Consider the following 19,809-nt stretch of genomic DNA (forward strand, 5'->3'; position numbering starts at 1 on the left):
CGCGGAGGCGGGGATCCAGTATTCCGAGACCCTTGTGATCCACAACTAACGGCGCGGCGTACTGGATGCCCCGCCTGCGCGGGGCATGACGATAGAAACCTACGATTCGATTCCGGCGATGGCGCGGGCGAAGTCGCGCGCGGTGAACGGCGCGAGATCGTCGACGCCTTCGCCGACGCCGATGAAATGCACCGGCAGTTTGAATTTTTCCGCGAGCGCCACCAGAATGCCGCCGCGGGCGGTGCCGTCGAGCTTCGTCATAACGAGGCCGGTGACCCCGGCGGTGCGGTGGAAGGCCTCGACCTGCGAGAGCGCGTTCTGGCCGACGGTGGCATCCAGCACGAGCAGCACCGCATGCGGCGCAGTCGCGTCCACCTTGCGGATGACCCGCACGACCTTTTCGAGCTCGTTCATCAGCTCGGCCTTGTTCTGAAGCCGACCGGCGGTGTCGATCAGGAGCACGTCGACGGCCTGCTCCTTCGCCGCCGTCAGCGCGTTGAAAGCTAGGCTCGCTGAATCCGAGCCCTGCGCGCCCGATATGACGGGCGTCTTTGTGCGTTCGCCCCAGACCTTGAGCTGCTCGATCGCTGCGGCGCGAAACGTGTCGCCGGCGGCCAGCATCACCTTGCGGCCTTCGGACGCGAATTTTTGCGAGAGTTTTCCGATGGTGGTGGTCTTGCCGGAGCCGTTGACGCCGACCACGAGGATGACGAAGGGCTTCTTGCCGGCGTCGATCTCGAGCGGCTTCGCCACCGCCACCAGCACCTTCTCGACCTCGGTCGCGACGACGTCCTTGACTTCGTCCGCCGAGATCGCCTTGTCGTAGCGCCCCGTGCCGACGGCCTCCGCGATCCGCACCGCAACCGAGGTGCCGAGGTCGGCGCGCAGCAGCACGTCCTCGATGTCGTCGAGCATGGCGCGGTCGAGCTTGCGCTTGGTGACGAGGTCGGCGACCGCGGTCCCGAGCGAGGACGAGGTGCGCTTCAGCCCGTTGGACAGGCGGCGCCACCAGCTCTGCTTGGGGGTCTCGGGGGTGGTATCGTTCATGGTGGCGGTGTGTTAGCCGTTCCGGCTCCCAAACGAAAGTCTTGACCGAAAGTCCTGCAATTGCTCGATGTTCCCGAATTGACCGCTGATGAAATCCTGGCGCGCGTGCTCCATCGCGACGGATTGATGCTGGTCATCGACAAACCGGCCGGCCTGCCGGTGCATCGCGGCCCCAAGGGCGGCGCCAATCTGGAAACCTCCTTCGACGCGCTCCGCTTCGGCCTGCCGCGGCCGCCGGTGCTGGCCCACCGGTTGGACAAGGACACCTCCGGTTGTCTCATCCTCGGCCGTCATCGCAAGGCGACCGCCTCGCTCGGCCTGCTGTTCAAGCATGGCAAGATCGGCAAGACCTACTGGACCATCGTCGAGGGCGGCCCCGCCCAGGACGAAGGCACCATCGATATGCCGCTGGGCCGCCTCAATGCCGAACGTGGCTGGTGGCAGAAGCCGGACCCGGAGGGCCAGAAGGCGGTCACCAACTGGAAGGTGATGGGCCGGAGCGATGGCCTCACCTGGCTCGCCATGGAACCGGTAACCGGGCGGACCCATCAATTGCGGGTGCATTCCTCAGCCACTGGCTGGCCGATCTTCGGCGATAACATTTACGGCAGCGGCCCGCGCTTCGGGGAGCCGAAGTTACATCTGCATTCCCGCGAGATCGTGGTGCCGATCTCCCGGAACAAGGAGCCGGTCCGCGTCGTGGCGCCGGCCCCGCCCCACATGCATGAGCGGCTCCGCGCCTGCGGGTGGAACGGAGAATAGTCATTTCAGACCCTCATGGTGAGGAGCGCGGAACGCGTCTCCGGACGATGCCTTGCATCGCCGGGCGAACCATGCAGGCCCGCATCTCGCCCTGCGGCCATCCTTCGAGACGCCCGCTTCGCGGGCTCCTCAGGATGAGGGGAGCAATGCCCGCCGCGCTCCCTATGGTTTACGAAACGTTCAGTGCTCGTCCCTTATGATACCGGTTGCTTAGAACAAGCTTCCGTCAATCTGCTCAGGACGAGCTGCGCGTCATGTCCACGGCCGGGTTATCGATCATCGACGAGGTCGAGTCCGCGCTTCGGACGGGCTCCGCGGAAAAGGGCCTGGCAACTGCCCGCCGCGTCACCGACCTGTTCCTGTCCTCCGCCGCCAGTTTTGACGACGAGCAGATCGCGCTGTTCGACGACGTGCTTGAGCGCCTGATCGGCACCATCGAGCTCCGGGCCATCGCCGACATGGGCGCGCGCGTTGCTCTCGCCGAGATCAGCGCGCAGCTCGCGCCGATCGCGCAGGCGCCACCATCGGTCATCCGCCGCCTCGCCAACAATGACGAGATCCGCATCGCCGGTCCCGTGCTCCAGGAATCCGCGCGCCTCGACGATGGCGAGCTGGTGAAGATCGCATCGAGCAAAGGCGAGCCGCATCTGCTCGCGGTCGCCGGGCGCTGGTGGTTAAAGGAGATCGTCACCGATGCGCTGCTGGCGCGGCGTTATCCCAGCGTCAGCCGGCGACTTGCCGCCAATCCCGGCGCGCGCGTTTCCGGCAACGGATTTGCCGTCATCGTCGGACAGGCCGAGGCCGATCCCGAACTCGCCGTCAGCGTCGGCGTCCGCGTCGACCTGCCATCGGATCTGCGCCGCGAGTTGCTGCGCTCGGCGACCGACGCCGTGCGCACCCGCCTGTTGTCGCGCGCGCCGACGCATCTGTTCGACGAGATCCAGGGCGCGATTGCAGCGGTCACCGTCGGCGTCGAGCGCGAAATGTCGGGGGTCCGCGACTTCGAAGGTGCCAAACGGGCAATTGCAAACCTCAAGGCGGCCGGCGAGCTGACCGAGACGGCATTGCTCGGCTTCGCCACGCAGCGGCGCTATGAAGAAGCCGTGGCAGCGTTGGCGGCACTGTCCGGATCGACCGTCGAAGTGATTCGCCCACTGATGCAGAGCCTGCGCGAGGACGGCCTGCTGGTGCCGTGCAAGGCGGCACAGCTCAGCTGGGAAACCACCGCCGCCGTGCTCGAAAGCCGTTTTGCGACGGGCGCGATGAAGCCGGCCGACATCGCGAGGGCGCAAGGCCATTACGCACGCATGACGCCGGAGAATGCGCGGCGGACGCTCAGGTTCTGGCAGGTGCGGGCGTTGTAGGCGGCGCAACTTGCAGCGAACGGACTACGCGGTCAGGCGCTCGCCATCACTGCCCACGATGTTCAGCGGCACGACGCTTCCCACCTCTTCGCCCCCAATCGCCACCGGCAGATAGTGCTCCGTCCGTCCCTGCTCCGCGCTCTCGATCAGCACCTCACGCGTGGCACCGATCTCGGCTTGCAGCCGGTGGCGCAATGCCGCTTCGCCCGCCGCACGTAGCCGCTTCGCGCGTTCCTTGATGACTGGCCCCGCGACCTGCGGCATCCGCGCGGCCGGCGTGCCGGGGCGTGGCGAATAGGGGAAGACGTGCAGGAAAGTCAGGCCGCATTCCTCGACCAGATCGAGCGAGCGCGAGAACATCTCCTCGGTCTCGGTCGGAAAGCCCGCGATGATGTCGGCCCCGAACGCGATGTCCGGCCGCAGACGGCGCACCTGGTCGCAGAACGCAATTGCGTCGCCACGCGAATGCCGCCGCTTCATGCGCTTCAAGATCATGTCGTCGCCGGACTGCAGCGACAGATGCAGATGCGGCATCAGCCGCGAATCGTCGGCGATGGCATCTAACAGATCACGATCTGCCTCGATCGAATCGATCGAAGAGATGCGCAGCCGCCTGAGCTCCGGCACATGCCGCAAAATCTGCTTCGTCAGCATCCCGAGCTTCGGTGCGCCCGGCAGATCACTGCCGTAACTGGTGAGGTCGACACCGGTCAGCACGATCTCGGCATGGCCGCGCTCGACCAACGCCCGCACCTGATCGAAGACGGCGCCCATCGGCACCGAGCGCGAATTGCCGCGCCCGAACGGAATGATGCAGAAGGTGCAGCGATGGTCGCAGCCGTTCTGCACCTGCACGAATACGCGCGGCAAGCCGCTCGCAAAACCGTCGATAAGATGCGGCGCCATCTCCTTCACTGCCATGATGTCGCTGACGGCGATTTTTTCGCTGGCACCGAGATCAAACGCCGCACGCGCCTCGCGCCAGGCGCCGCTGCGCATCTTGTCGTCATTGCCGACGACGCGATCGACCTCGGCCATAGCGGCGAACATGCCGCTTTGCGTCTGTGCGGCACAGCCGGTGACGACGATGCGCGCTCCCGGCCGCTCGCGCTTCAATTTGCGGATCGACTGCCGCGCCTGCGCCACCGCCTCGTTGGTGACGGCGCAGCTGTTGATGACGATGGTATCTGAAAGGCCCGCGCTCTCGGCCTCGCGGCGGATCACCTCGGCCTCGAAGGCATTGAGGCGGCAGCCGAAGGTGACGATGTCGACGGTCATCAGCCGACCGGCGCGAACAGCGCCGGATCGAAACTGCCTTCATATTCGAAGGTCGCCGTGCCCGTCATCAGCACGTGGTCGTCGCGCTCGCGCCACTCGATACCGAGCTTGCCGCCGGGCAGCGTGATCTCGACATTGCGCCCGGCGCGCTTCAGCCGCGCCGCCGCGACTGCGGTGGCGCAGGCCGCGGAGCCGCAGGCCCTGGTGAGGCCCGCGCCGCGCTCCCAGGTACGGATCGTGATGTGGTCGCGATCGACGATATGGGCCAACGTGATATTGGCGCGCTCGGGGAAGATCGGGTGATTTTCCAGCAGCGGACCAAAGCGCTCGAGATCGTAGGCGTTGACGTCATCGACCCAGAACACCGCATGCGGATTGCCCATGCTCACCACCGAGGGCGAATGCAGGATCGGATTGTCGATCGGACCGATCTGCAATTCGATGTAGCGGGTGTCGCGGAATTCCTGGTCGAGCGGAATGTCCTGCCAGCCGAACTTCGGCGCGCCCATGTCCACGGTATAGAGATCGGGCGTCGGCCCCTGCCAGCAATTGAGCAGGCCCGCGGCCGTCTCGAACGTCACCGTGGTCTGGCCGGTCTTCTCGAACAGGCGCCGCACCACGCAGCGCATGCCGTTGCCGCAGGCGCCGGCCTCGGAGCCGTCATTGTTGTAGATGCGGATGAAGGCTTCGGTGCCGTCGAACCGCGGCTTCTGCAGCACCATCAACTGGTCGTAGGGCACGCCGCCTTGAGCCGACGCCACCGCGCGGGCATCGTCCGGGGTGACCGGCGCGGCGGAATCGCGCATGTCGACAACGACGATCTCGTTGCCGATGCCGTTCATCTTGGCAAATGCGTGATTGGCCAGCGCGCTCATGAAAATTCCCGAATTTCGCCTGCCTTATATGGCGATCCTTGCCAGCTTGGCCAGTGATTTGCCACCTGACGTCAGGACGTGTGCCATGACGCATCTGTCATGGGACGAATTCGGCGCTCGCGTGTTAGAACGACGCAATTCGCGCAAACCGGGACGCGCAGCCGGGTTAAGCCCTTGGTGGATTAAGGCCTTGGTGCGCAAGGCCTTGGTGCATAAGGTTTTGGGGAGAGTAAAAATGTTCAGGTTTCGTCGTCTCGCTTTGGCCGCGCTGATCCCGGCAGCGGCCTTGTCGTTTGGTCTGTCCGCCACGCTGGCCCAAACGCCGAGCTCGGCGCCGGCCGCATCAGGGAGCCCCTCGCCGGCCCCGTCGGCTTCGCCCTCCCCGGCGGCAAGTGCCTCGCCCGCACCCGTGGCTACGCCCTCGCCGGCGGCCAGCGCCTCGCCAAGCCCTGCGACGTCAAGCCCTGCGACGTCGCCCTCGCCCGCAGCCAGTGCCTCACCGAGCCCCGCCGCCCCGCCGCCCGCTGCCGCCGCAAACCCGGCTCCCGTGCAGACCGCCGATCCCTTCGGCCAGGAGGCCACGCTCGAGCCGAAGAAGGTCGTGATGGTCAAGGGCACGGCCAATTGGGACTCGGCCTTCGACACGCTGATCGACGCCTTCAAGGCGCTGAACACGCTGCTGGACAAGCAGGGCATCAAGCAAGCCGGCAATTCGATGATCGTCTACACCTCGACCGACGACACCGGCTTCACCTTCCTTGCCGAGATCCCGGTCGAGCAGGACCCGAAGAACCTGCCCAAGGACATGAGCGTCGGCAAATCGCCGGAGGGCAAAGCCCTGAAATTTGTCCATCGCGGCTCCTACGACAACATGGACAACACCTACGAGGCGATCACCAATCACCTCGACGACAAGAAGCTGGAAGCCAAGGACACCTTCATCGAGGAGTACCTCACCGATCCCCTGAAGACGGCGGAGGACAAGCTCGTGATCAATGTTTTCGTGCCGCTGAAGTGAGACCGATGAAAAAGCCCGCCATCCTTTTTACCTCCCTTGTTACGTCCTTTGCCGCCGCCCTGCCGGCAACGCCTGCGCTCGCCGACGATTTTCCGTCCGCGATTTTCGGTGAGCGGCGAAGCCACGATTTCCGCCGCGCCTGATCTGGCGCAGATCAATGCTGGCGTAGCCAATGACGCCAAGTCGGCGAAGGAAGCTTCCGACGCCAACAATGCGGCGATGGGCAAGGTGCTGCTGGCGCTGAAGAGCGCAGGCATTGCCGAGAAGGATTACCAGACCTCGCGGCTGTCGCTGCAACCGCAATATGGCCAGAACAAATCCACCGGCGCCTCGCCCGTGGTCGGCTTTCGCGCCTCTAACCGCGTCACCGTGAAAATCCGCGACGTGACCAAGGTCGCTGGCATCATCGACACGCTGGTCGGCGCCGGCGCCAACGATATCGGCAATATCTCCTTCGAAGTGACGCAGGCGTCAAAACTGCTCGACGACGCCCGCGAGCAGGCGGTCACCGATGCCCGCCGCAAGGCGGAGATCTATGCCAGGGCCGCCGGTGTGACATTAGGTGCGCCGCTCAGCGTGTCCGAAGGCGGTGCCCCGATGCCGCTGTTCAAGGGCCGCATGGCCGCTGCTCCAATGGCCGCAGGCGGCGCCGCCGTCGCACCGGGCGAGGAAACACTGTCGGTGACGGTGAATGTGAGCTGGGCGATCAAGCCAAAGGAGCAGTAGGTCTCGTGTCCCGGACGCGCTGCAGCGTGAAACGCTGCTGCGCAGAGCCGGGACCGAGCGTGCCGCAAGCATGGGCCCCGGCTCTGCAGCGCACCGTCGAAGAGACGCTGCGCTGCGTCCGGGGCACCAGCGGTTTGCCAGGACGTTAAATCTCCACCACCTGCCCCGGCTTCATCGCCACGAACCGCTCTTGCTGAATCTTTGCTGCATCCAGCGCCTCGACCAGCGCCTTGGCCGGCGCGTCGATTGCCTCATCGGTCAGCTGGAACGTGCCGTGATGATGCCCCAGCGCGGCTTGCGCGCCGCAATCCGCCAGCGCCTTCACCGCATCTTCCGGATTCATGTGCTGATCGCGCATGAACCAGCGCGGCTCGTAGGCGCCGATCGGGAGGATCGCGAGACGCAACGGCCCATACTTCTCGGCGACGCGGCGAAAATGCTTGCCATCGCCGTAGCCGGAATCGCAGACGACGTAGATTTTCCCCGCCGGCGTCTCCAGCACGAAACTCGCCCACAGCGCCTTGTTGCGATCGAACATGCCGCGCGCCGACCAGTGTCGGGTCGGCACCAGCGTCACGGCGATGCCGCCGCCGAGCTCGACGCGATCGTGCCAGTCGAAGGCTTCCACCTTGAGCGTGGAATCGGTGCTCCGCATCGTGACGTCGTTGCCGAGCGGGGTGACCACGCGCGGGGCAAAATTCTTGGCGAGCCGCGACAGCGTCGCGATGTCGAGATGGTCGTAGTGGCCGTGCGAGACCAGCACGATATCGATCTTCGGCAGCTTGTCGAAGGCAATGCCGGGATCGTTATGCCGTTTCGGTCCCGCGAAGCTGACGGGCGAGACCCGCGTCGACCAGACGGGATCGACGAGGATGTTGAGGCCGCCGGTCTGGATCAGCCAGCTGGCATGGCCGACGAAGGAGAGCCGCACCTTGTCGCCGTCGACGCGCGCCGGCGGGGTATCGGCGTGAGGGCTCGGCGCCCAGTCCGGCCAGGCCGCGCGCTGTCGCTTGCCGCCGAACTGCCAGCGCAGCACCTCGCGAAGCGATTTCGGCGGCGCGCCGTCCGGATCGAAGAAGGTCAGCCCGTCGAAATGGTCGGAGGCGGGACCGTCATAGGTTTTCATGCGGGACATCCAAAGAGAGGGCACGCCAACCAACGCGCTGGCCCCGGCAAGCAGTCCGAAAAGACGGCGGCGGGTGATCTTCACGGGTCAAGCTTCAGGGCTGGTCGGAGCGGCCGGACATCACCCTCATATGGGCCGGGCCAGAGAAAAAGGAACCTGCGGTCAAAAGAATCATCTTTTCAGTGACTTACCCTGGCGAAGGCGTTCCGCCCCCCTAACTTTCCTTGACTTTTGAGCGTCAGCGGCGTTTAACCCCGCCACTTCTCGGAAAGGCTTTCTTTTCGACCCGCCGACTGGTCCCTGAGGCCAGAGGCCAACGCCCGACAGCGCTATGCGCCCTCGGGCGTAAAGGTGTTTGGATTTTCTGCTCCCTCGCCCCGCGCTTGCGGGGAGAGGTGAAAAAGGACAACGGCATTGTTCGACAATCTGTCGGAACGGCTTGGCGGCATTCTCGATCGTCTGACGGGGCGCGGTGCGCTGACCGAAAAGGACGTCGACGCCGCGATGCGCGAGGTGCGCCGCGCGCTGCTGGAAGCCGACGTCGCGCTCGAAGTGGTGCGCAGCTTCACCGAGCGGGTCCGCGAGCAAGCGATCGGCGCCACCGTCGTCAAGTCGGTCACGCCAGGCCAGATGGTGGTCAAGATCGTCCATGACGAGCTGATCAACATGCTCGGCGCCGAAAGCCAGACCATCGACGTCAATTCCGTGCCGCCGGTGCCGATCATGATGGTCGGCCTGCAAGGCTCCGGCAAGACGACCACCACCGCAAAGCTCGCCCGCCGCATGGTCCAGCGCGACAAGCGCAAGGTGCTGATGGCGTCGCTCGACATCTACCGTCCCGCGGCGATGGAGCAGCTGGCCGTACTGGGCCGCGACCTCGACATTTCGACGCTGCCGATCGTCGCCGGCCAGCAGCCGGCTCAGATCGCGAAGCGTGCGCTGGAGGCCGGCAAGCTCGGCGGCTACGACGTCGTGCTGCTCGACACCGCCGGCCGCACCACGCTCGACGAAGAGATGATGGCGGAAGCGGCAGCGATCAAAGCCGCCGCCAATCCGCATGAAGTGCTGCTGGTGGCAGACAGCCTCACCGGCCAGGACGCCGTCAACCTGGCCCGCGCCTTCGACGAGCGCGTCGGCCTGACCGGCATCGTGCTCACACGTGTGGACGGCGACGGCCGCGGCGGCGCCGCGCTGTCGATGCGCGCCGTCACGGGCAAGCCGATCAAGCTGCTCGGCACCGGTGAAAAAACCGATGCGCTGGAGGATTTCCATCCCGACCGTATCGCCGGCCGCATCCTCGGCATGGGCGACGTGGTCTCGCTGGTCGAACGCGCCGCCGCCAACATCGACGCTGAAAAGGCCGCGCGCACCGCCGAGCGCATGCGCAAGGGTCAGTTCGACCTCAACGACATGCGCGAGCAGCTGTCGCAGATGGCCAATATGGGCGGCATCAGCGGCCTGATGGGCATGATGCCCGGCATCGCCAAGATGAAGAACCAGATCGCGGCCGCCGGCATCGACGACAAGATTTTGAAGCGCCAGGTCGCGGTGATCGATTCCATGACGCGCGACGAGCGCCGTCATCCCGATTTGCTCAAGGCGAGCCGCAAGAAGCGCATCGCCGCAGGTTCCGGCCAGAGCGTCGAGCAGGTCAACAAGCTGCTCAAGATGCACCGGAACATGGCCGACATGATGAAGGCCATGGGTTCGGGCAAGCGCGGCCCGCTCGCCGGCATCGCGCAGGCGATGGGCTTTGGCGGCGGCATGAAGCCGCCTTCGCCGGAAGAGATGAAGGCGCTGCAGGAGAAGATGCAGGGTGGCGGCGGACAAGGTCTGCCCAGCCTGCCGAAGGATTTGCCGGCTGGTCTGCGCACCGGTCTGCCGAACGTTCCTGGACTGACCGGGCTGAGCGGCAAGCCGATGCTTCCGGGCCTCGGCGGATTTCCGGGCAAGAAGAAATGAGGAATTCGTCGCACGGGTCGTAGGTGTCCCGCGCAACGCGAAATACCGATCAACCGAACAAACCGTACTTTCAAGGAGAACCAGATGTCCGTCGTTATCCGCCTCGCCCGCGCAGGCACCAAGAAGCGCCCCGTCTATCACGTCGTCGTCGCCGATTCGCGCTTCCCCCGCGATGGCCGCTTCATCGAGCGTCTCGGCTATTTCAACCCGCTGCTGCCGAAGGACAACGAGACCCGCCTCAAGCTCGACATGGACAAGGTGAAGGCCTGGCTCGCCAAGGGCGCGCAGCCGTCCCGACCGCGTGTCGCGTTTCCTCGACGCCGCCGGCGTCAAGAAGCGCGAAGCGCGCAACAATCCGGAGAAGGCCGTGCCGCGCAAGGAGCGCAAGGCGCAGGCCGAAGCCGCCGCGAAGGGTTAAGGCCAGACCATGCCGGAGCTGGTCTGCGTCGCGCGGATCGGCGCCGCGCATGGTGTGCGCGGCGGCGTCAAACTGTGGACCTTCACCGAAGATCCCTTTGCCATCAGGCGCTACGGTCTGCTCTCGTCCAAGGACGGCAAGCGCCAGTTCCAGGTCGCGCAGGCGCGCGAGGCCAAGGATCATCTGGTCGCGACGTTCAAGGGCGTCACGACCCGCGATGAGGCCGAACGGCTCAACGGCATCGAGCTCTACGTTGCGCGCGAAAAGCTGCCCGCGACCGACGCGGACGAATATTACCACACCGATCTGATCGGGCTTGCCGCCGTCACCCCTGACGGCGACGCGCTCGGCCGCGTGCTCGCGATTCATAATTTCGGCGCCGGCGACCTCATCGAGATCGCTCCACCCAAAGGCCCGACGCTGCTGCTGCCGTTCACGAACGCGGTGGTGCCCGAGGTCGATCTTGCCGGCGGCCGCGTCGTGATCGCGCTGCCGCAGGAGATCGAGGGCGAGGACAAGGACGAAGGCCGGGACGCATAACCACAGGCCGTGGTTTTTTTGGCTAAGCTGGTCGCTCCAGCCGTCGCAAAACTGGCTGTGGTGATTATGGGTCCCGGTTCAGCGCTGCGCTTGTCCGGGACCGACGAAGGATCCGATGACCACCTCCTCCCCCTGGCGCGCGACGGTGCTGACGCTGTTTCCGGAGATGTTTCCGGGGCCGCTGGGCGTGAGCCTGGCCGGCCGGGCGCTGGCGTCCGGGCTTTGGGAGCTGGAGGCGCGGGACATCCGGGCCTCGGCCACCGACCGCCACCGCAGCGTCGACGACACCCCGGCCGGTGGCGGGCCGGGCATGGTGCTCCGGGCCGATGTTCTGGCGGCGGCCATCGATGCCGCCAAAAGCGAACAGGACCGGCCGAAACTGCTGATGAGCCCTCGGGGTCGGCCATTGACCCAGGCCCGCGTCCTGGCGCTGGCCAAGGGTCCGGGTCCCCTGATCGTTTGCGGGCGGTTCGAGGGGGTGGACCAGCGGGTGATCGACGGGCGGGGCCTGGAAGAGGTCTCGATCGGCGATTACGTGCTGTCCGGGGGTGAAATCGCAGCGCTGGCGCTGATAGACGCCTGCGTTCGGCTGCTGCCGGGCGTGATGGGCAAGGAAGCCTCGGGAACCGAGGAAAGCTTTTCGGACGGCCTGCTCGAATACCCCCAATACACCCGTCCGCAGCTGTTCGAGGGAACTCCGATCCCCGAAATCCTGACCTCAGGCGACCATGCCAAGGTCGCTGGCTGGCGGCGGGCGGAAGCGGAGGCCCTGACGGCGGCCCGGCGACCCGATTTGTGGGCCCGAATCCCGAGCAAGGCCCCGAATCGGGCCGGTCGCCAAAAAACGCCAAAAAACAAGACAGACGGGTGACAAACGCTCCGGCTTGTCCTATAGGAGCGGCCACATCCGCAATAGCTGGATAGACGAATTTCGCGCAGCCCCCGTCCTGCGGCTGGGCGCGCCGATGGAGACTTACCCATGAACCTGATCCAACAGCTTGAAAAAGAGCAATTCGACAAGCTCGCCGCCGGCAAGGAGATTCCGGAGTTCGGACCGGGTGACACCGTGATCGTCAACGTGAAGGTGGTCGAAGGCGACCGATCCCGCGTGCAGGCCTATGAAGGCGTCTGCATCGGCCGCTCCGGCGGTGGGCTCAACGAGAGCTTCACCGTCCGCAAGATTTCCTACGGCGAGGGCGTCGAGCGCGTGTTCCCGGTGATGTCGCCGATGATCGACTCGATCAAGGTGGTGCGCCGCGGCAAGGTGCGTCGCGCCAAGCTCTATTATCTCCGTAGCCTTCGCGGCAAGTCGGCCCGCATCGTCGAGAAAAAGCAGGACCGCGCCACCGCCGTCAACGAGTAAGCTCTCGCTTACAGGCGAGTTTCGGAGAGCGCGGGGCCAAACCCCGCGCTTTTTTGTTCCCTGCTCGCAGGTCTCGCCCTCATCCTGAGGAGCGCGTCTCGAAGGATGCAGGCCCGCCTGTGGCCTCGCCCTTCGAGACGCGCGCCGAGGCGCGCTCCTCAGGGTGAGGGGCATGTCTTGCGCGAGCCTTGAAAGCCCTCGCGATTCCAATTCGGCCTGCTATATATTCTTGGAATGTTTCCAGATCCGACCAGCCTCTCGTCCGCCAAGCGCATCGTCATCGACGATCGCTCACGGCTGCCTGGCCGGTTCTTCGGGCGCTTCGCGACCTCGGCAACGTCAGAGCTTACGCGCGCAGCCTAAAAGCTGCGCTGACGATTTTGTTGCCCCGCGCGCCACCCGCGCAACCCGCTCTACACAACATTCCTGGAGCTGACGCTCATGTCCAAGCCGACCACATTGTACGACAAGATCTGGAACGACCATCTGGTGCACGAAGCCGAGGACGGCACCTGCCTGCTCTATATCGATCGCCATCTGGTGCACGAGGTGACCTCACCGCAGGCGTTCGAAGGCCTGCGCACCACCGGACGCAAGGTCCACGCGCCCGAGAAGACGCTCGCTGTCGTCGATCACAACGTCCCGACCACCGACCGCACCAAGCCGAACCCGGATCCGGAGAGCATCGAGCAGATCAAGGCGCTGGCTGACAACGCCAGGGAATTCGGCATCGAATATTACGACGAGTTCGACAAGCGCCAGGGCGTCGTCCACGTCATCGGCCCCGAGCAGGGTTTTACGCTGCCCGGCACCACCATCGTCTGCGGTGACAGCCACACCTCGACGCATGGCGCGTTCGGCGCGCTCGCGCACGGCATCGGCACGAGCGAGGTCGAGCACGTGCTGGCGACGCAGACGCTGATCCAGAAGAAGGCGAAGAACATGCGCGTCACCGTCGACGGCAAATTGCCGGACGGCGTGACGGGCAAGGACATCATCCTGGCCATCATCGGCGAGATCGGCACCGCGGGCGGCACCGGCTACGTGCTGGAATACGCCGGCGATGCGATCCGTGCGCTCAGCATGGAAGGCCGCATGACGGTCTGCAACATGTCGATCGAAGGCGGCGCGCGCGCCGGCCTGGTCGCGCCCGACCAGAAGGCCTATGACTTCCTGCGCGATCGTCCCAAGGCGCCGAAGGGTGCCGCCTGGGACGCGGCGATGCGTTACTGGGAGAAACTGCGCTCCGACGAGGGCGCGCATTTCGACCATGAGCTGCGCCTCGACGCCGCCAAGCTGCCGCCGATCGTGACCTGGGGCACGAGCCCCGAGGACGTGATCTCGGTGACCGGCATCGTGCCCGACCCCGACAAGATCGCGGACGAGGCCAAGCGCCTGTCGAAGCACCGCGCCTTGAAGTACATGGGCCTGACCGCGGGCACGAAGATCACCGACATCAAGCTCGACCGCATCTTCATCGGCTCCTGCACCAACGGCCGCATCGAGGATTTGCGCGCGGCAGCAAAGATTGCGCAAGGCAAGACCGTTTCAGCGCATGTCAACGCCATGGTCGTGCCGGGCTCCGGCCTCGTGAAGGAGCAGGCCGAGGCCGAGGGTCTGGACAAGATCTTCATCACGGCCGGCTTCGAATGGCGCGAGCCCGGTTGCTCGATGTGCCTCGCCATGAATCCGGACAAGCTGGCTCCGGAAGAGCGTTGCGCCTCGACCTCGAACCGCAATTTCGAGGGCCGCCAGGGCTTCAAGGGCCGCACCCATCTGGTGTCGCCGGCGATGGCGGCGGCCGCGGCGATCGCGGGTCACTTCGTCGACATCAGGGAGTGGCGCTGAGCCGCTTCCTGCAATTTGAACGATCGCGGCAACCCGCCGTTAATCGGCAGCGCCGACACTGCGTCCTCGCGACGGTTTCGCGAGGACACGCCTCATGGTCAACAAGCCTGAATATGTCGATCTGATCAGCGCGGCGACGCCCCAGCATCGGCGGCGCACCGCGCCGCTGCGCATCGTCGCCAAACCCGAGGTCGAGGAAACCTCAAGGCTCAGCCGCTGGCCGCCGGCGATGTTCAAGCAGTGGAAGCTGGAGAACCTCACACGCTGGAAGTCGGCTTCGTGGAAGCTGAAGGATTGGCTTTAAGCCACCGAATGAAAAAAGGGCACCACCGAGGCGCCCTTTTCAATTCGATCGTGCTTACCAATACCGGTACGGATGGTGCCAGCGATGCCAGCGGCAGACGCGGCGCGGGCCGTAATAGGTCCAGATGACCCGGCAGCGACGCGGATAGCTGTAATAGGGATAGTAGCCGCCGTAATAGCGCCGGTGGAAATGGCGATGGCCGTAGTAGGCGGGACGATAGCCGCCATAACGGTGATAGCCGCCAAAGCGATGAACTCCGCCGTAGCGATAGCCGCCACCATGAAAGGCGGGCGCGGCGCGGAAGCCACCACCGTGGAAGCCACCGCCGCGGAAGCCACCGCCGCGGAAGCCGCCGAAATGTCCTCCGCCACCGTGGAAGCCGCCTCCTCCATGGAAGCCGCCGCCATGTCCACCACCGCCATGTCCACCGCCGCCACCGCCGCCGTGACGAACCTGGATCATGTCGTCGCTTGCGGCCTTCGCCGCCGGCAACGCCGTCGGATTGATCGGAGTCATTGCTTCAGCACGACGCGTGGTCCCGGCCGACAGCATCAGCGTCGTGGCGGCCGCAATCCCGAGCAAGCGGATCGGGCTTGCTCTGAGACCCAATATCCTCAGCATCGATCTCTCCCTGAATCTGGACAGCGGAGTTGCGACGCTCGTTCGCGCCGTGCGTCTGCGCTGTTCATTGACGGTCGCTCCCGAGATTAAATTAGGGACGGCGACGTGAATGCCTCATGAATGAACGATGTTCCCGGCGTCGTGCTGCGACGTCACCACCACGGCCCGAAGCTGAGCACGAACGGTGCGGGCACGCCGTAAGGATAAGGGCGGTAGTAGACAGGCCGCGCGTGGTAACGCGGCTCGTGAGGTGCGACGCGGCGCACAGCGTCATGATGGCGTCCGTGACGCCGCGCACCGAGGTCCGTTGCGGACGCCGACGCCTTTCTTGTCGCGGCATCCTGCGTCGCGGCAATGGAGACGCCGGGTAAAGCGACGATCAGCCCGAGGGCAACCGCTACTCCGATCCATCTCGTCATGATCGACCTCTGCTGCGCCCGCATGCGGTGCTGCCGGCGGGATCGGCCAACTCAGCCCCGACGCCAGTAGCAGCTCATATGCGGCACGATCACCGTGCCGCTGGGGCGGTATTCCTGCACATAGGTGGCGTTGCACTCGCGGACCGCATCGGGACCGGGGTTGTAGCGCGGATAGACGCCGTCAGGAGTGTAGTAGGGCGTAACGCGCAGACGCGCCGGCCGCCGCTTGCGCGGCGGCGGGACATCGTCTGACGAGGCCGCCTGGGCCAGCCTGATGCCGTGGGCCGCGGTCTGGGCTTCCGCGCCAACGCAAAACTGCGAAAACAACCCCATGCACAGTAGCGTCAGCGCTGTTTTCGTTCGCATTTTTCCGCCCACTTGAACGTCCTATTCGAAGCTCTACGCTCCCCGTTTTGACGGCGCCCGTCAACCTCGCCGCGCTTATAATGCCGGATGCATCGCCGCGGAACCCGCGCTATGAGAAGCCCATGTGGACGGAATTGAAAGCGCCTTCGCTGGCCGAGATGGAAGCGACGGCCCATGACATCTTCGAGCGCCTGCCGGCGGAATTTCGCAAGCTCTGCGAGGGCGTGATCATCCGCGTCGACGACTTCCCAACCGAGGAAGTCCTGGACACGATGGAATGCGAGAGCGAGTTCGACCTGCTCGGCCTGTTCCAGGGCGTCGGCCTGCCGCAGCAGAGTTTTGGCGACGTGGCGCGTTTGCCCAACATGGTCTGGCTCTACCGCCGGCCGATCCTGGATTACTGGGCCGAGCACGACGAGAGCCTCGGCCATATCGTCCGCCACGTCCTGATCCACGAGATCGGCCATCATTTCGGCCTCTCGGACGACGATATGGCCGCGATTGAGGCCCAAGAGCCGGGTTGAGCAGACGAGATCTGCCGAATTCGGCCTAGGATTTGGGGCTCGATCGCGATAAATATCGGTTCTTCTGAGCCACCCCGGGAAAGCGCAACCATGGACAAGTTCACCACGCTGGAAGGCGTCGCGGCGCCGCTGAAGATCATCAATGTCGATACCGACATGATCATTCCGAAGCAGTACCTCAAGACCATCAAGCGCACCGGTCTTGGCAAGGGGCTCTTCTCCGAGCAGCGCTACAAGGACGACGGCAGCGAGAATCCGGATTTCGTCCTCAACCAGCCCGCCTATCGCACCTCGAAAGTGCTGGTGGCCGGCGACAATTTCGGCTGCGGCTCGAGCCGCGAGCACGCGCCCTGGGCGCTGCTCGATTTCGGCATCCGCTGCGTGATCTCGACGTCGTTCGGCGACATCTTCTACAACAACTGCTTCAAGAACGGCATTCTGCCGATCCGCGTCAGCCAGGAAGACCTCGACAAGCTGTTCGACGACGCCGAGCGCGGCGCCAACGCGACGCTGACGATCGACCTGCCGAACCAGGAGATCCGCGGACCCGACGGCGGCAAGGTCAAGTTCGAGATCGACCCGTTCCGCAAGCACTGCCTGATCAACGGCCTCGACGACATTGGTCTCACGATGGAGAAGAAGTCCTCGATCGACACTTATGAAGAGAAGCTCAAGAGCGAACGCGCCTGGGCTTGATCGCAAGCTTTTACACGAGCCCCGGTGCCATCAGCGCCGGGGCTTTTTCTTTGCCCTCATTATCTCGTATAGCTTCGCGCATGCTGCCCGACATCGTCACCTTCTGGCATGGCCCGATGGACACCCTGCGCCAGACCTGTCTGCGTTCGCAGCTCGCGGCCGGCCACAAGGTCACGGTCTACAGCTTTGACACCATTCCCGGCCTGCCCGCCGGCGTCGACAATGCGGATGCCGAGGCGATCCTGCCGCACGCGTTCTCCGAACGATTGCGCCCGCCGCAGCCGGATGGAAGCTGGCGCGACTGGACCACGCTTCAGTTCAGTGACTTCTTCCGCATGAAGCTGATGGCGAAGGGTCTTGGTCTCTGGCTCGACGCTGACGTGCTGCTGCTCAAGCCCGCCGAGATCGATCCGGCAAAACCCTACTTCGCCTGGGAGCGGCCGCGCCAGCTCGGCAATTCCGTGATCTATCTGCCGGCCGAGCACGGCATCGTCGACGCCTTTGAGGAGCTGATGGAGCAGGAGGAGCTGACGCCGGACTGGCTGTCGCTGCGCCATCGCATCACCTTTGCGGTGCGCCGCCTACGCGGCGGTTCGAACCGCCTCTCCGACATCCGTGTCGCGATCTTCGGACCGGCGGCATTGACCGCGCTCGCGCGCCGCACCGGCGAGCTGAGCTGCGCATTGCCGAAGCAGTCGTTCTACGCCGTGCATGCCGAGCCAAAACTGTTCTTCGACCCCTCGAACTATCTCGGCCTCGTCACCGACCCCGACATCATCGGCCTGCACATCTCGCCGAAAGGGCGCGGCGGCGAAAAGCCGATCCCGGGCAGCCTATACGCGTGGGCGGCCGAGCGGTTCGGCTGAACACGCCGTTTGATCCAGCGCGGCGGAGAACTATCAGGGCTACTGTGCCAATGCGTCGACGTTGGAAACGCTCGATCGGGTGACCCACGGCGCACTGAATCTGCCCTGCGCATTGCTGGGTTCCTGTGCCTGCTGCCCGTCCTCACGGATGCGGGTCATTTGTCGGGGCGCCTGCTCTACACCAGCGGAGCGGACGCGCGGCAGCGATGATTGCGGCGCCGGTGACCCGCTAACGCTGTAAGCGGCTGGCAAGAACAAACATCGGCAAAGATGCAAGCTGCGCGGCGATTGCGAAGATGACCAGCGCCAGAATCGAGCGCTCATAGAGCAGACCCGTCACGACACTGCCGATCAGCCAGCCAATGCCATAGCCTCCATAGAACAGACCGAAGGCAAGGTTGCGCCTGCCTTCCGGCAGGACGGTCGCAACCAGCGCCTTGAGCAGCGTGTCCTGAGTGGCGTAGCCGATTCCCCACAATACGATGCCCACAAGCGCCGTGCCGAAGCCGCCGAAGAACACGAAGGGCGAGAACGTCGCCGACAGCAGAACTGCAACGAGCACGACCGGTAGCCCGAAGCGATCGAACAGCTTCCCGAAAGCAAGACTGACAAGGACTCCGCATCCGGTGGAGATCGCGAGGAAGACAGGTATCCACTGCCCGGTCACGACGTGCGTTCGATCGAAATGATACGAGATCAGCTCAAAGCTCATAAGGCCGGCAGCAAAGAGTGCGCCTGCGATCATGTAGCCCCAGAAGGCAGGCGAGAAATCACCGGCCGAAGCGGTCTGACCCTGCTCGAGCTTCGAAGGCACGGGAAAGCCGGCGCGCGCCACAGCGAGCGACAGGAATGCAAGCAACGCCGGAATCAGCAGCAGCAGATAGCCCAGCTGATAGCTGCCATTCCAGAAAAGGACGGCGGCAATCATGAGCGGTCCGATCGTAGCTCCGACCTCGTCGAGCGCGGTGTTGAGACCGTAAACCCACCCCTTGCCGAGTTCGCCGGTCGTGTACGAGATCATCGCCTCGACCGTCGGCTTGCGGATCGCGCGCCCGACACGCTCGGCCAGCACCAACAAAGCGGCGACCTGCCAGTTTCCTGCAACCGCCATCGCAGGCACCGCAATCAGGTTGATGCCATAGCCAATGAAGGTGATGAGCCAATAGCGCCCGCTCTTGTCGGCAAGGTGTCCGGAGAAGGGCCGCAGCGCATAGCCAAGAAACTCTCCCGCGCCGGCGGTGATGCTGACCACGGCGGCGCTCGCCCCCAGCGTCGCCATGAACGGGCCATTGATGCTGCCGCCGCCCTCATAGGTGACATCGCCGAACAGATTGACGATGCCCATGGTGAACACGAAGGTGAAGGCCGGCGAACTTCCTTGCCAAATGCGCATGCGGCGATGGCCCGCGCCAAGGCGGGGCTCCGATTGTCCCAGCCGCTCGATGCAAAGCAACGGCCGATGACGGCGTCGGTTCCCCAAGGGACCCGCGCCCATTGTATGGAAGCGCCGAGGAGGCTGAGCTACGGCTTGCTCGTCGCTGCGATCGCGTCCGCGAAGATCGCGTTGCAGGCGTCGATCTGCGACGGATGAATCAGCGTCTTGCCGTCAAAACCGATCGCGGCCGAAAGGCGAAGATGACTAAGAACAAAAGCTGAGCCACGCGGTTAGACAGCAAACTCGCGAGG

General features: G+C 64.9%; 20 protein-coding genes and 2 pseudogenes. 14 read left to right on the forward strand and 8 right to left on the reverse strand.

Annotated features, from left to right (window positions below; translation table 11 throughout):
* Window positions 1-99 precede the first annotated feature (99 nt).
* Entirely contained in the window at window positions 100-1,047 is a 948-nt protein-coding gene (ftsY, locus tag ACVWYI_RS01795) for a signal recognition particle-docking protein FtsY (RefSeq protein ID WP_456661054.1), read from the reverse strand.
* A gap of 60 nt (window positions 1,048-1,107) precedes the next feature.
* Here ftsY and ACVWYI_RS01800 point away from each other — a divergent pair, with 60 nt between their 5' ends.
* Together ACVWYI_RS01800 and ACVWYI_RS01805 are read left to right on the forward strand one after the other, a co-directional pair.
* The gene (locus ACVWYI_RS01800) at window positions 1,108-1,809 is read left to right on the forward strand and encodes an RluA family pseudouridine synthase (RefSeq protein ID WP_456661055.1); all 702 of its coding nucleotides are present in this window, start codon (window positions 1,108-1,110) and stop codon (window positions 1,807-1,809) included.
* 254 nt (window positions 1,810-2,063) lie between these two features.
* Window positions 2,064-3,173, forward strand: coding sequence for a DUF2336 domain-containing protein (locus tag ACVWYI_RS01805; RefSeq protein WP_456661056.1), 1,110 nt, complete (start codon window positions 2,064-2,066; stop codon window positions 3,171-3,173).
* A gap of 24 nt (window positions 3,174-3,197) precedes the next feature.
* Here ACVWYI_RS01805 and mtaB read toward each other — a convergent pair whose 3' ends face one another.
* Together mtaB and dapF are read right to left on the reverse strand one after the other, a co-directional pair.
* Complete coding sequence (gene mtaB / locus ACVWYI_RS01810) at window positions 3,198-4,451, reverse strand: tRNA (N(6)-L-threonylcarbamoyladenosine(37)-C(2))-methylthiotransferase MtaB (protein WP_456661057.1); 1,254 nt, start codon at window positions 4,449-4,451, stop codon at window positions 3,198-3,200.
* On the reverse strand, window positions 4,451-5,326 hold the full coding sequence (gene dapF, locus ACVWYI_RS01815) for a diaminopimelate epimerase (protein ID WP_456661058.1): 876 nt from the start codon (window positions 5,324-5,326) through the stop codon (window positions 4,451-4,453). The genes mtaB and dapF overlap by 1 nt, the downstream gene beginning before the upstream one ends.
* Before the next feature lie 235 nt (window positions 5,327-5,561).
* Between dapF and ACVWYI_RS01820 the strand changes: the two genes are divergently transcribed.
* The gene (locus tag ACVWYI_RS01820) at window positions 5,562-6,344 is read left to right on the forward strand and encodes a GyrI-like domain-containing protein (RefSeq protein WP_456661059.1); all 783 of its coding nucleotides are present in this window, start codon (window positions 5,562-5,564) and stop codon (window positions 6,342-6,344) included.
* Window positions 6,345-6,349: 5 nt separating this feature from the next.
* Window positions 6,350-7,070 (forward strand): annotated as a pseudogene (locus tag ACVWYI_RS01825) (SIMPL domain-containing protein).
* A 145-nt stretch (window positions 7,071-7,215) separates the two neighbouring features.
* On the opposite strand, the gene ACVWYI_RS01830 reads toward ACVWYI_RS01825, so the two are convergent.
* The gene (locus ACVWYI_RS01830) at window positions 7,216-8,280 is read right to left on the reverse strand and encodes an MBL fold metallo-hydrolase (RefSeq protein WP_456661060.1); all 1,065 of its coding nucleotides are present in this window, start codon (window positions 8,278-8,280) and stop codon (window positions 7,216-7,218) included.
* Between the two features lie 330 nt (window positions 8,281-8,610).
* On the opposite strand from ACVWYI_RS01830, the gene ffh reads away from it, so the two are divergent.
* The 7 genes and pseudogenes from ffh to ACVWYI_RS01865 all read left to right on the forward strand — a co-directional run bounded on the left by ffh (window position 8,611) and on the right by ACVWYI_RS01865 (window position 14,631).
* On the forward strand, window positions 8,611-10,158 hold the full coding sequence (gene ffh / locus ACVWYI_RS01835; protein WP_456661061.1) for a signal recognition particle protein: 1,548 nt from the start codon (window positions 8,611-8,613) through the stop codon (window positions 10,156-10,158).
* Between the two features lie 84 nt (window positions 10,159-10,242).
* Window positions 10,243-10,576 (forward strand): annotated as a pseudogene (gene rpsP, locus ACVWYI_RS01840) (30S ribosomal protein S16).
* Window positions 10,577-10,585: 9 nt separating this feature from the next.
* Window positions 10,586-11,116 (forward strand): ribosome maturation factor RimM, encoded by a 531-nt coding sequence (gene rimM / locus ACVWYI_RS01845; RefSeq protein WP_456661062.1) that lies wholly within the window; start codon window positions 10,586-10,588, stop codon window positions 11,114-11,116.
* 115 nt (window positions 11,117-11,231) lie between these two features.
* Complete coding sequence (gene trmD, locus ACVWYI_RS01850) at window positions 11,232-11,987, forward strand: tRNA (guanosine(37)-N1)-methyltransferase TrmD (RefSeq protein WP_456661063.1); 756 nt, start codon at window positions 11,232-11,234, stop codon at window positions 11,985-11,987.
* Between the two features lie 108 nt (window positions 11,988-12,095).
* On the forward strand, window positions 12,096-12,479 hold the full coding sequence (gene rplS / locus ACVWYI_RS01855; protein WP_247344496.1) for a 50S ribosomal protein L19: 384 nt from the start codon (window positions 12,096-12,098) through the stop codon (window positions 12,477-12,479).
* 441 nt (window positions 12,480-12,920) lie between these two features.
* Window positions 12,921-14,327, forward strand: a complete 1,407-nt coding sequence (gene leuC / locus ACVWYI_RS01860; protein ID WP_456661064.1) for a 3-isopropylmalate dehydratase large subunit — start codon at window positions 12,921-12,923, stop codon at window positions 14,325-14,327.
* Between the two features lie 94 nt (window positions 14,328-14,421).
* Window positions 14,422-14,631 carry a hypothetical protein gene (locus ACVWYI_RS01865; RefSeq protein WP_247344503.1) on the forward strand — a complete coding sequence of 70 codons (210 nt, stop codon included), beginning with the start codon at window positions 14,422-14,424 and terminating at the stop codon, window positions 14,629-14,631.
* 54 nt (window positions 14,632-14,685) lie between these two features.
* Here ACVWYI_RS01865 and ACVWYI_RS01870 read toward each other — a convergent pair whose 3' ends face one another.
* The 3 genes from ACVWYI_RS01870 to ACVWYI_RS01880 all read right to left on the reverse strand — a co-directional run bounded on the left by ACVWYI_RS01870 (window position 14,686) and on the right by ACVWYI_RS01880 (window position 16,004).
* Window positions 14,686-15,252, reverse strand: a complete 567-nt coding sequence (locus tag ACVWYI_RS01870; RefSeq protein ID WP_456651999.1) for a hypothetical protein — start codon at window positions 15,250-15,252, stop codon at window positions 14,686-14,688.
* Between the two features lie 152 nt (window positions 15,253-15,404).
* Window positions 15,405-15,671, reverse strand: coding sequence for a hypothetical protein (locus ACVWYI_RS01875; protein WP_456661065.1), 267 nt, complete (start codon window positions 15,669-15,671; stop codon window positions 15,405-15,407).
* 51 nt (window positions 15,672-15,722) lie between these two features.
* Window positions 15,723-16,004 carry a hypothetical protein gene (locus ACVWYI_RS01880; RefSeq protein WP_247344596.1) on the reverse strand — a complete coding sequence of 94 codons (282 nt, stop codon included), beginning with the start codon at window positions 16,002-16,004 and terminating at the stop codon, window positions 15,723-15,725.
* Window positions 16,005-16,159: 155 nt separating this feature from the next.
* Between ACVWYI_RS01880 and ACVWYI_RS01885 the strand changes: the two genes are divergently transcribed.
* The 3 genes from ACVWYI_RS01885 (at window position 16,160) to ACVWYI_RS01895 (ending at window position 18,123) form a co-directional block, all read left to right on the forward strand.
* Window positions 16,160-16,561: a metallopeptidase family protein gene (locus tag ACVWYI_RS01885; protein WP_247444108.1), complete on the forward strand. Its 402-nt coding sequence runs from the start codon at window positions 16,160-16,162 to the stop codon at window positions 16,559-16,561.
* A gap of 90 nt (window positions 16,562-16,651) precedes the next feature.
* Window positions 16,652-17,257 (forward strand): 3-isopropylmalate dehydratase small subunit, encoded by a 606-nt coding sequence (gene leuD, locus ACVWYI_RS01890; protein WP_092027938.1) that lies wholly within the window; start codon window positions 16,652-16,654, stop codon window positions 17,255-17,257.
* A gap of 80 nt (window positions 17,258-17,337) precedes the next feature.
* Window positions 17,338-18,123, forward strand: a complete 786-nt coding sequence (locus ACVWYI_RS01895; protein WP_456661066.1) for a hypothetical protein — start codon at window positions 17,338-17,340, stop codon at window positions 18,121-18,123.
* 229 nt (window positions 18,124-18,352) lie between these two features.
* On the opposite strand, the gene ACVWYI_RS01900 is transcribed toward ACVWYI_RS01895, so the two are convergent.
* Window positions 18,353-19,468, reverse strand: a complete 1,116-nt coding sequence (locus tag ACVWYI_RS01900; RefSeq protein ID WP_456661067.1) for an MFS transporter — start codon at window positions 19,466-19,468, stop codon at window positions 18,353-18,355.
* Between the last annotated feature and the right edge of the window lie 341 nt (window positions 19,469-19,809).

The organism is Bradyrhizobium sp. LB13.1 (genome assembly GCF_054056815.1).

Coding starts and splice junctions, on each gene's coding strand:
- ftsY (WP_456661054.1), bottom strand. CDS start 1,047: ATGAACGATACCACCCCCGAGACCCCCAAGCAGAGCTGGTGGCGCCGC.
- ACVWYI_RS01805 (WP_456661056.1), top strand. CDS start 2,064: ATGTCCACGGCCGGGTTATCGATCATCGACGAGGTCGAGTCCGCGCTT.
- mtaB (WP_456661057.1), bottom strand. CDS start 4,451: ATGACCGTCGACATCGTCACCTTCGGCTGCCGCCTCAATGCCTTCGAG.
- dapF (WP_456661058.1), bottom strand. CDS start 5,326: ATGAGCGCGCTGGCCAATCACGCATTTGCCAAGATGAACGGCATCGGC.
- ACVWYI_RS01820 (WP_456661059.1), top strand. CDS start 5,562: ATGTTCAGGTTTCGTCGTCTCGCTTTGGCCGCGCTGATCCCGGCAGCG.
- rimM (WP_456661062.1), top strand. CDS start 10,586: ATGCCGGAGCTGGTCTGCGTCGCGCGGATCGGCGCCGCGCATGGTGTG.
- trmD (WP_456661063.1), top strand. CDS start 11,232: ATGACCACCTCCTCCCCCTGGCGCGCGACGGTGCTGACGCTGTTTCCG.
- rplS (WP_247344496.1), top strand. CDS start 12,096: ATGAACCTGATCCAACAGCTTGAAAAAGAGCAATTCGACAAGCTCGCC.
- leuC (WP_456661064.1), top strand. CDS start 12,921: ATGTCCAAGCCGACCACATTGTACGACAAGATCTGGAACGACCATCTG.
- ACVWYI_RS01865 (WP_247344503.1), top strand. CDS start 14,422: ATGGTCAACAAGCCTGAATATGTCGATCTGATCAGCGCGGCGACGCCC.
- ACVWYI_RS01870 (WP_456651999.1), bottom strand. CDS start 15,252: ATGCTGAGGATATTGGGTCTCAGAGCAAGCCCGATCCGCTTGCTCGGG.
- ACVWYI_RS01875 (WP_456661065.1), bottom strand. CDS start 15,671: ATGACGAGATGGATCGGAGTAGCGGTTGCCCTCGGGCTGATCGTCGCT.
- ACVWYI_RS01880 (WP_247344596.1), bottom strand. CDS start 16,004: ATGGGGTTGTTTTCGCAGTTTTGCGTTGGCGCGGAAGCCCAGACCGCG.
- ACVWYI_RS01885 (WP_247444108.1), top strand. CDS start 16,160: ATGTGGACGGAATTGAAAGCGCCTTCGCTGGCCGAGATGGAAGCGACG.
- leuD (WP_092027938.1), top strand. CDS start 16,652: ATGGACAAGTTCACCACGCTGGAAGGCGTCGCGGCGCCGCTGAAGATC.
- ACVWYI_RS01895 (WP_456661066.1), top strand. CDS start 17,338: ATGCTGCCCGACATCGTCACCTTCTGGCATGGCCCGATGGACACCCTG.
- ACVWYI_RS01900 (WP_456661067.1), bottom strand. CDS start 19,468: ATGGGCATCGTCAATCTGTTCGGCGATGTCACCTATGAGGGCGGCGGC.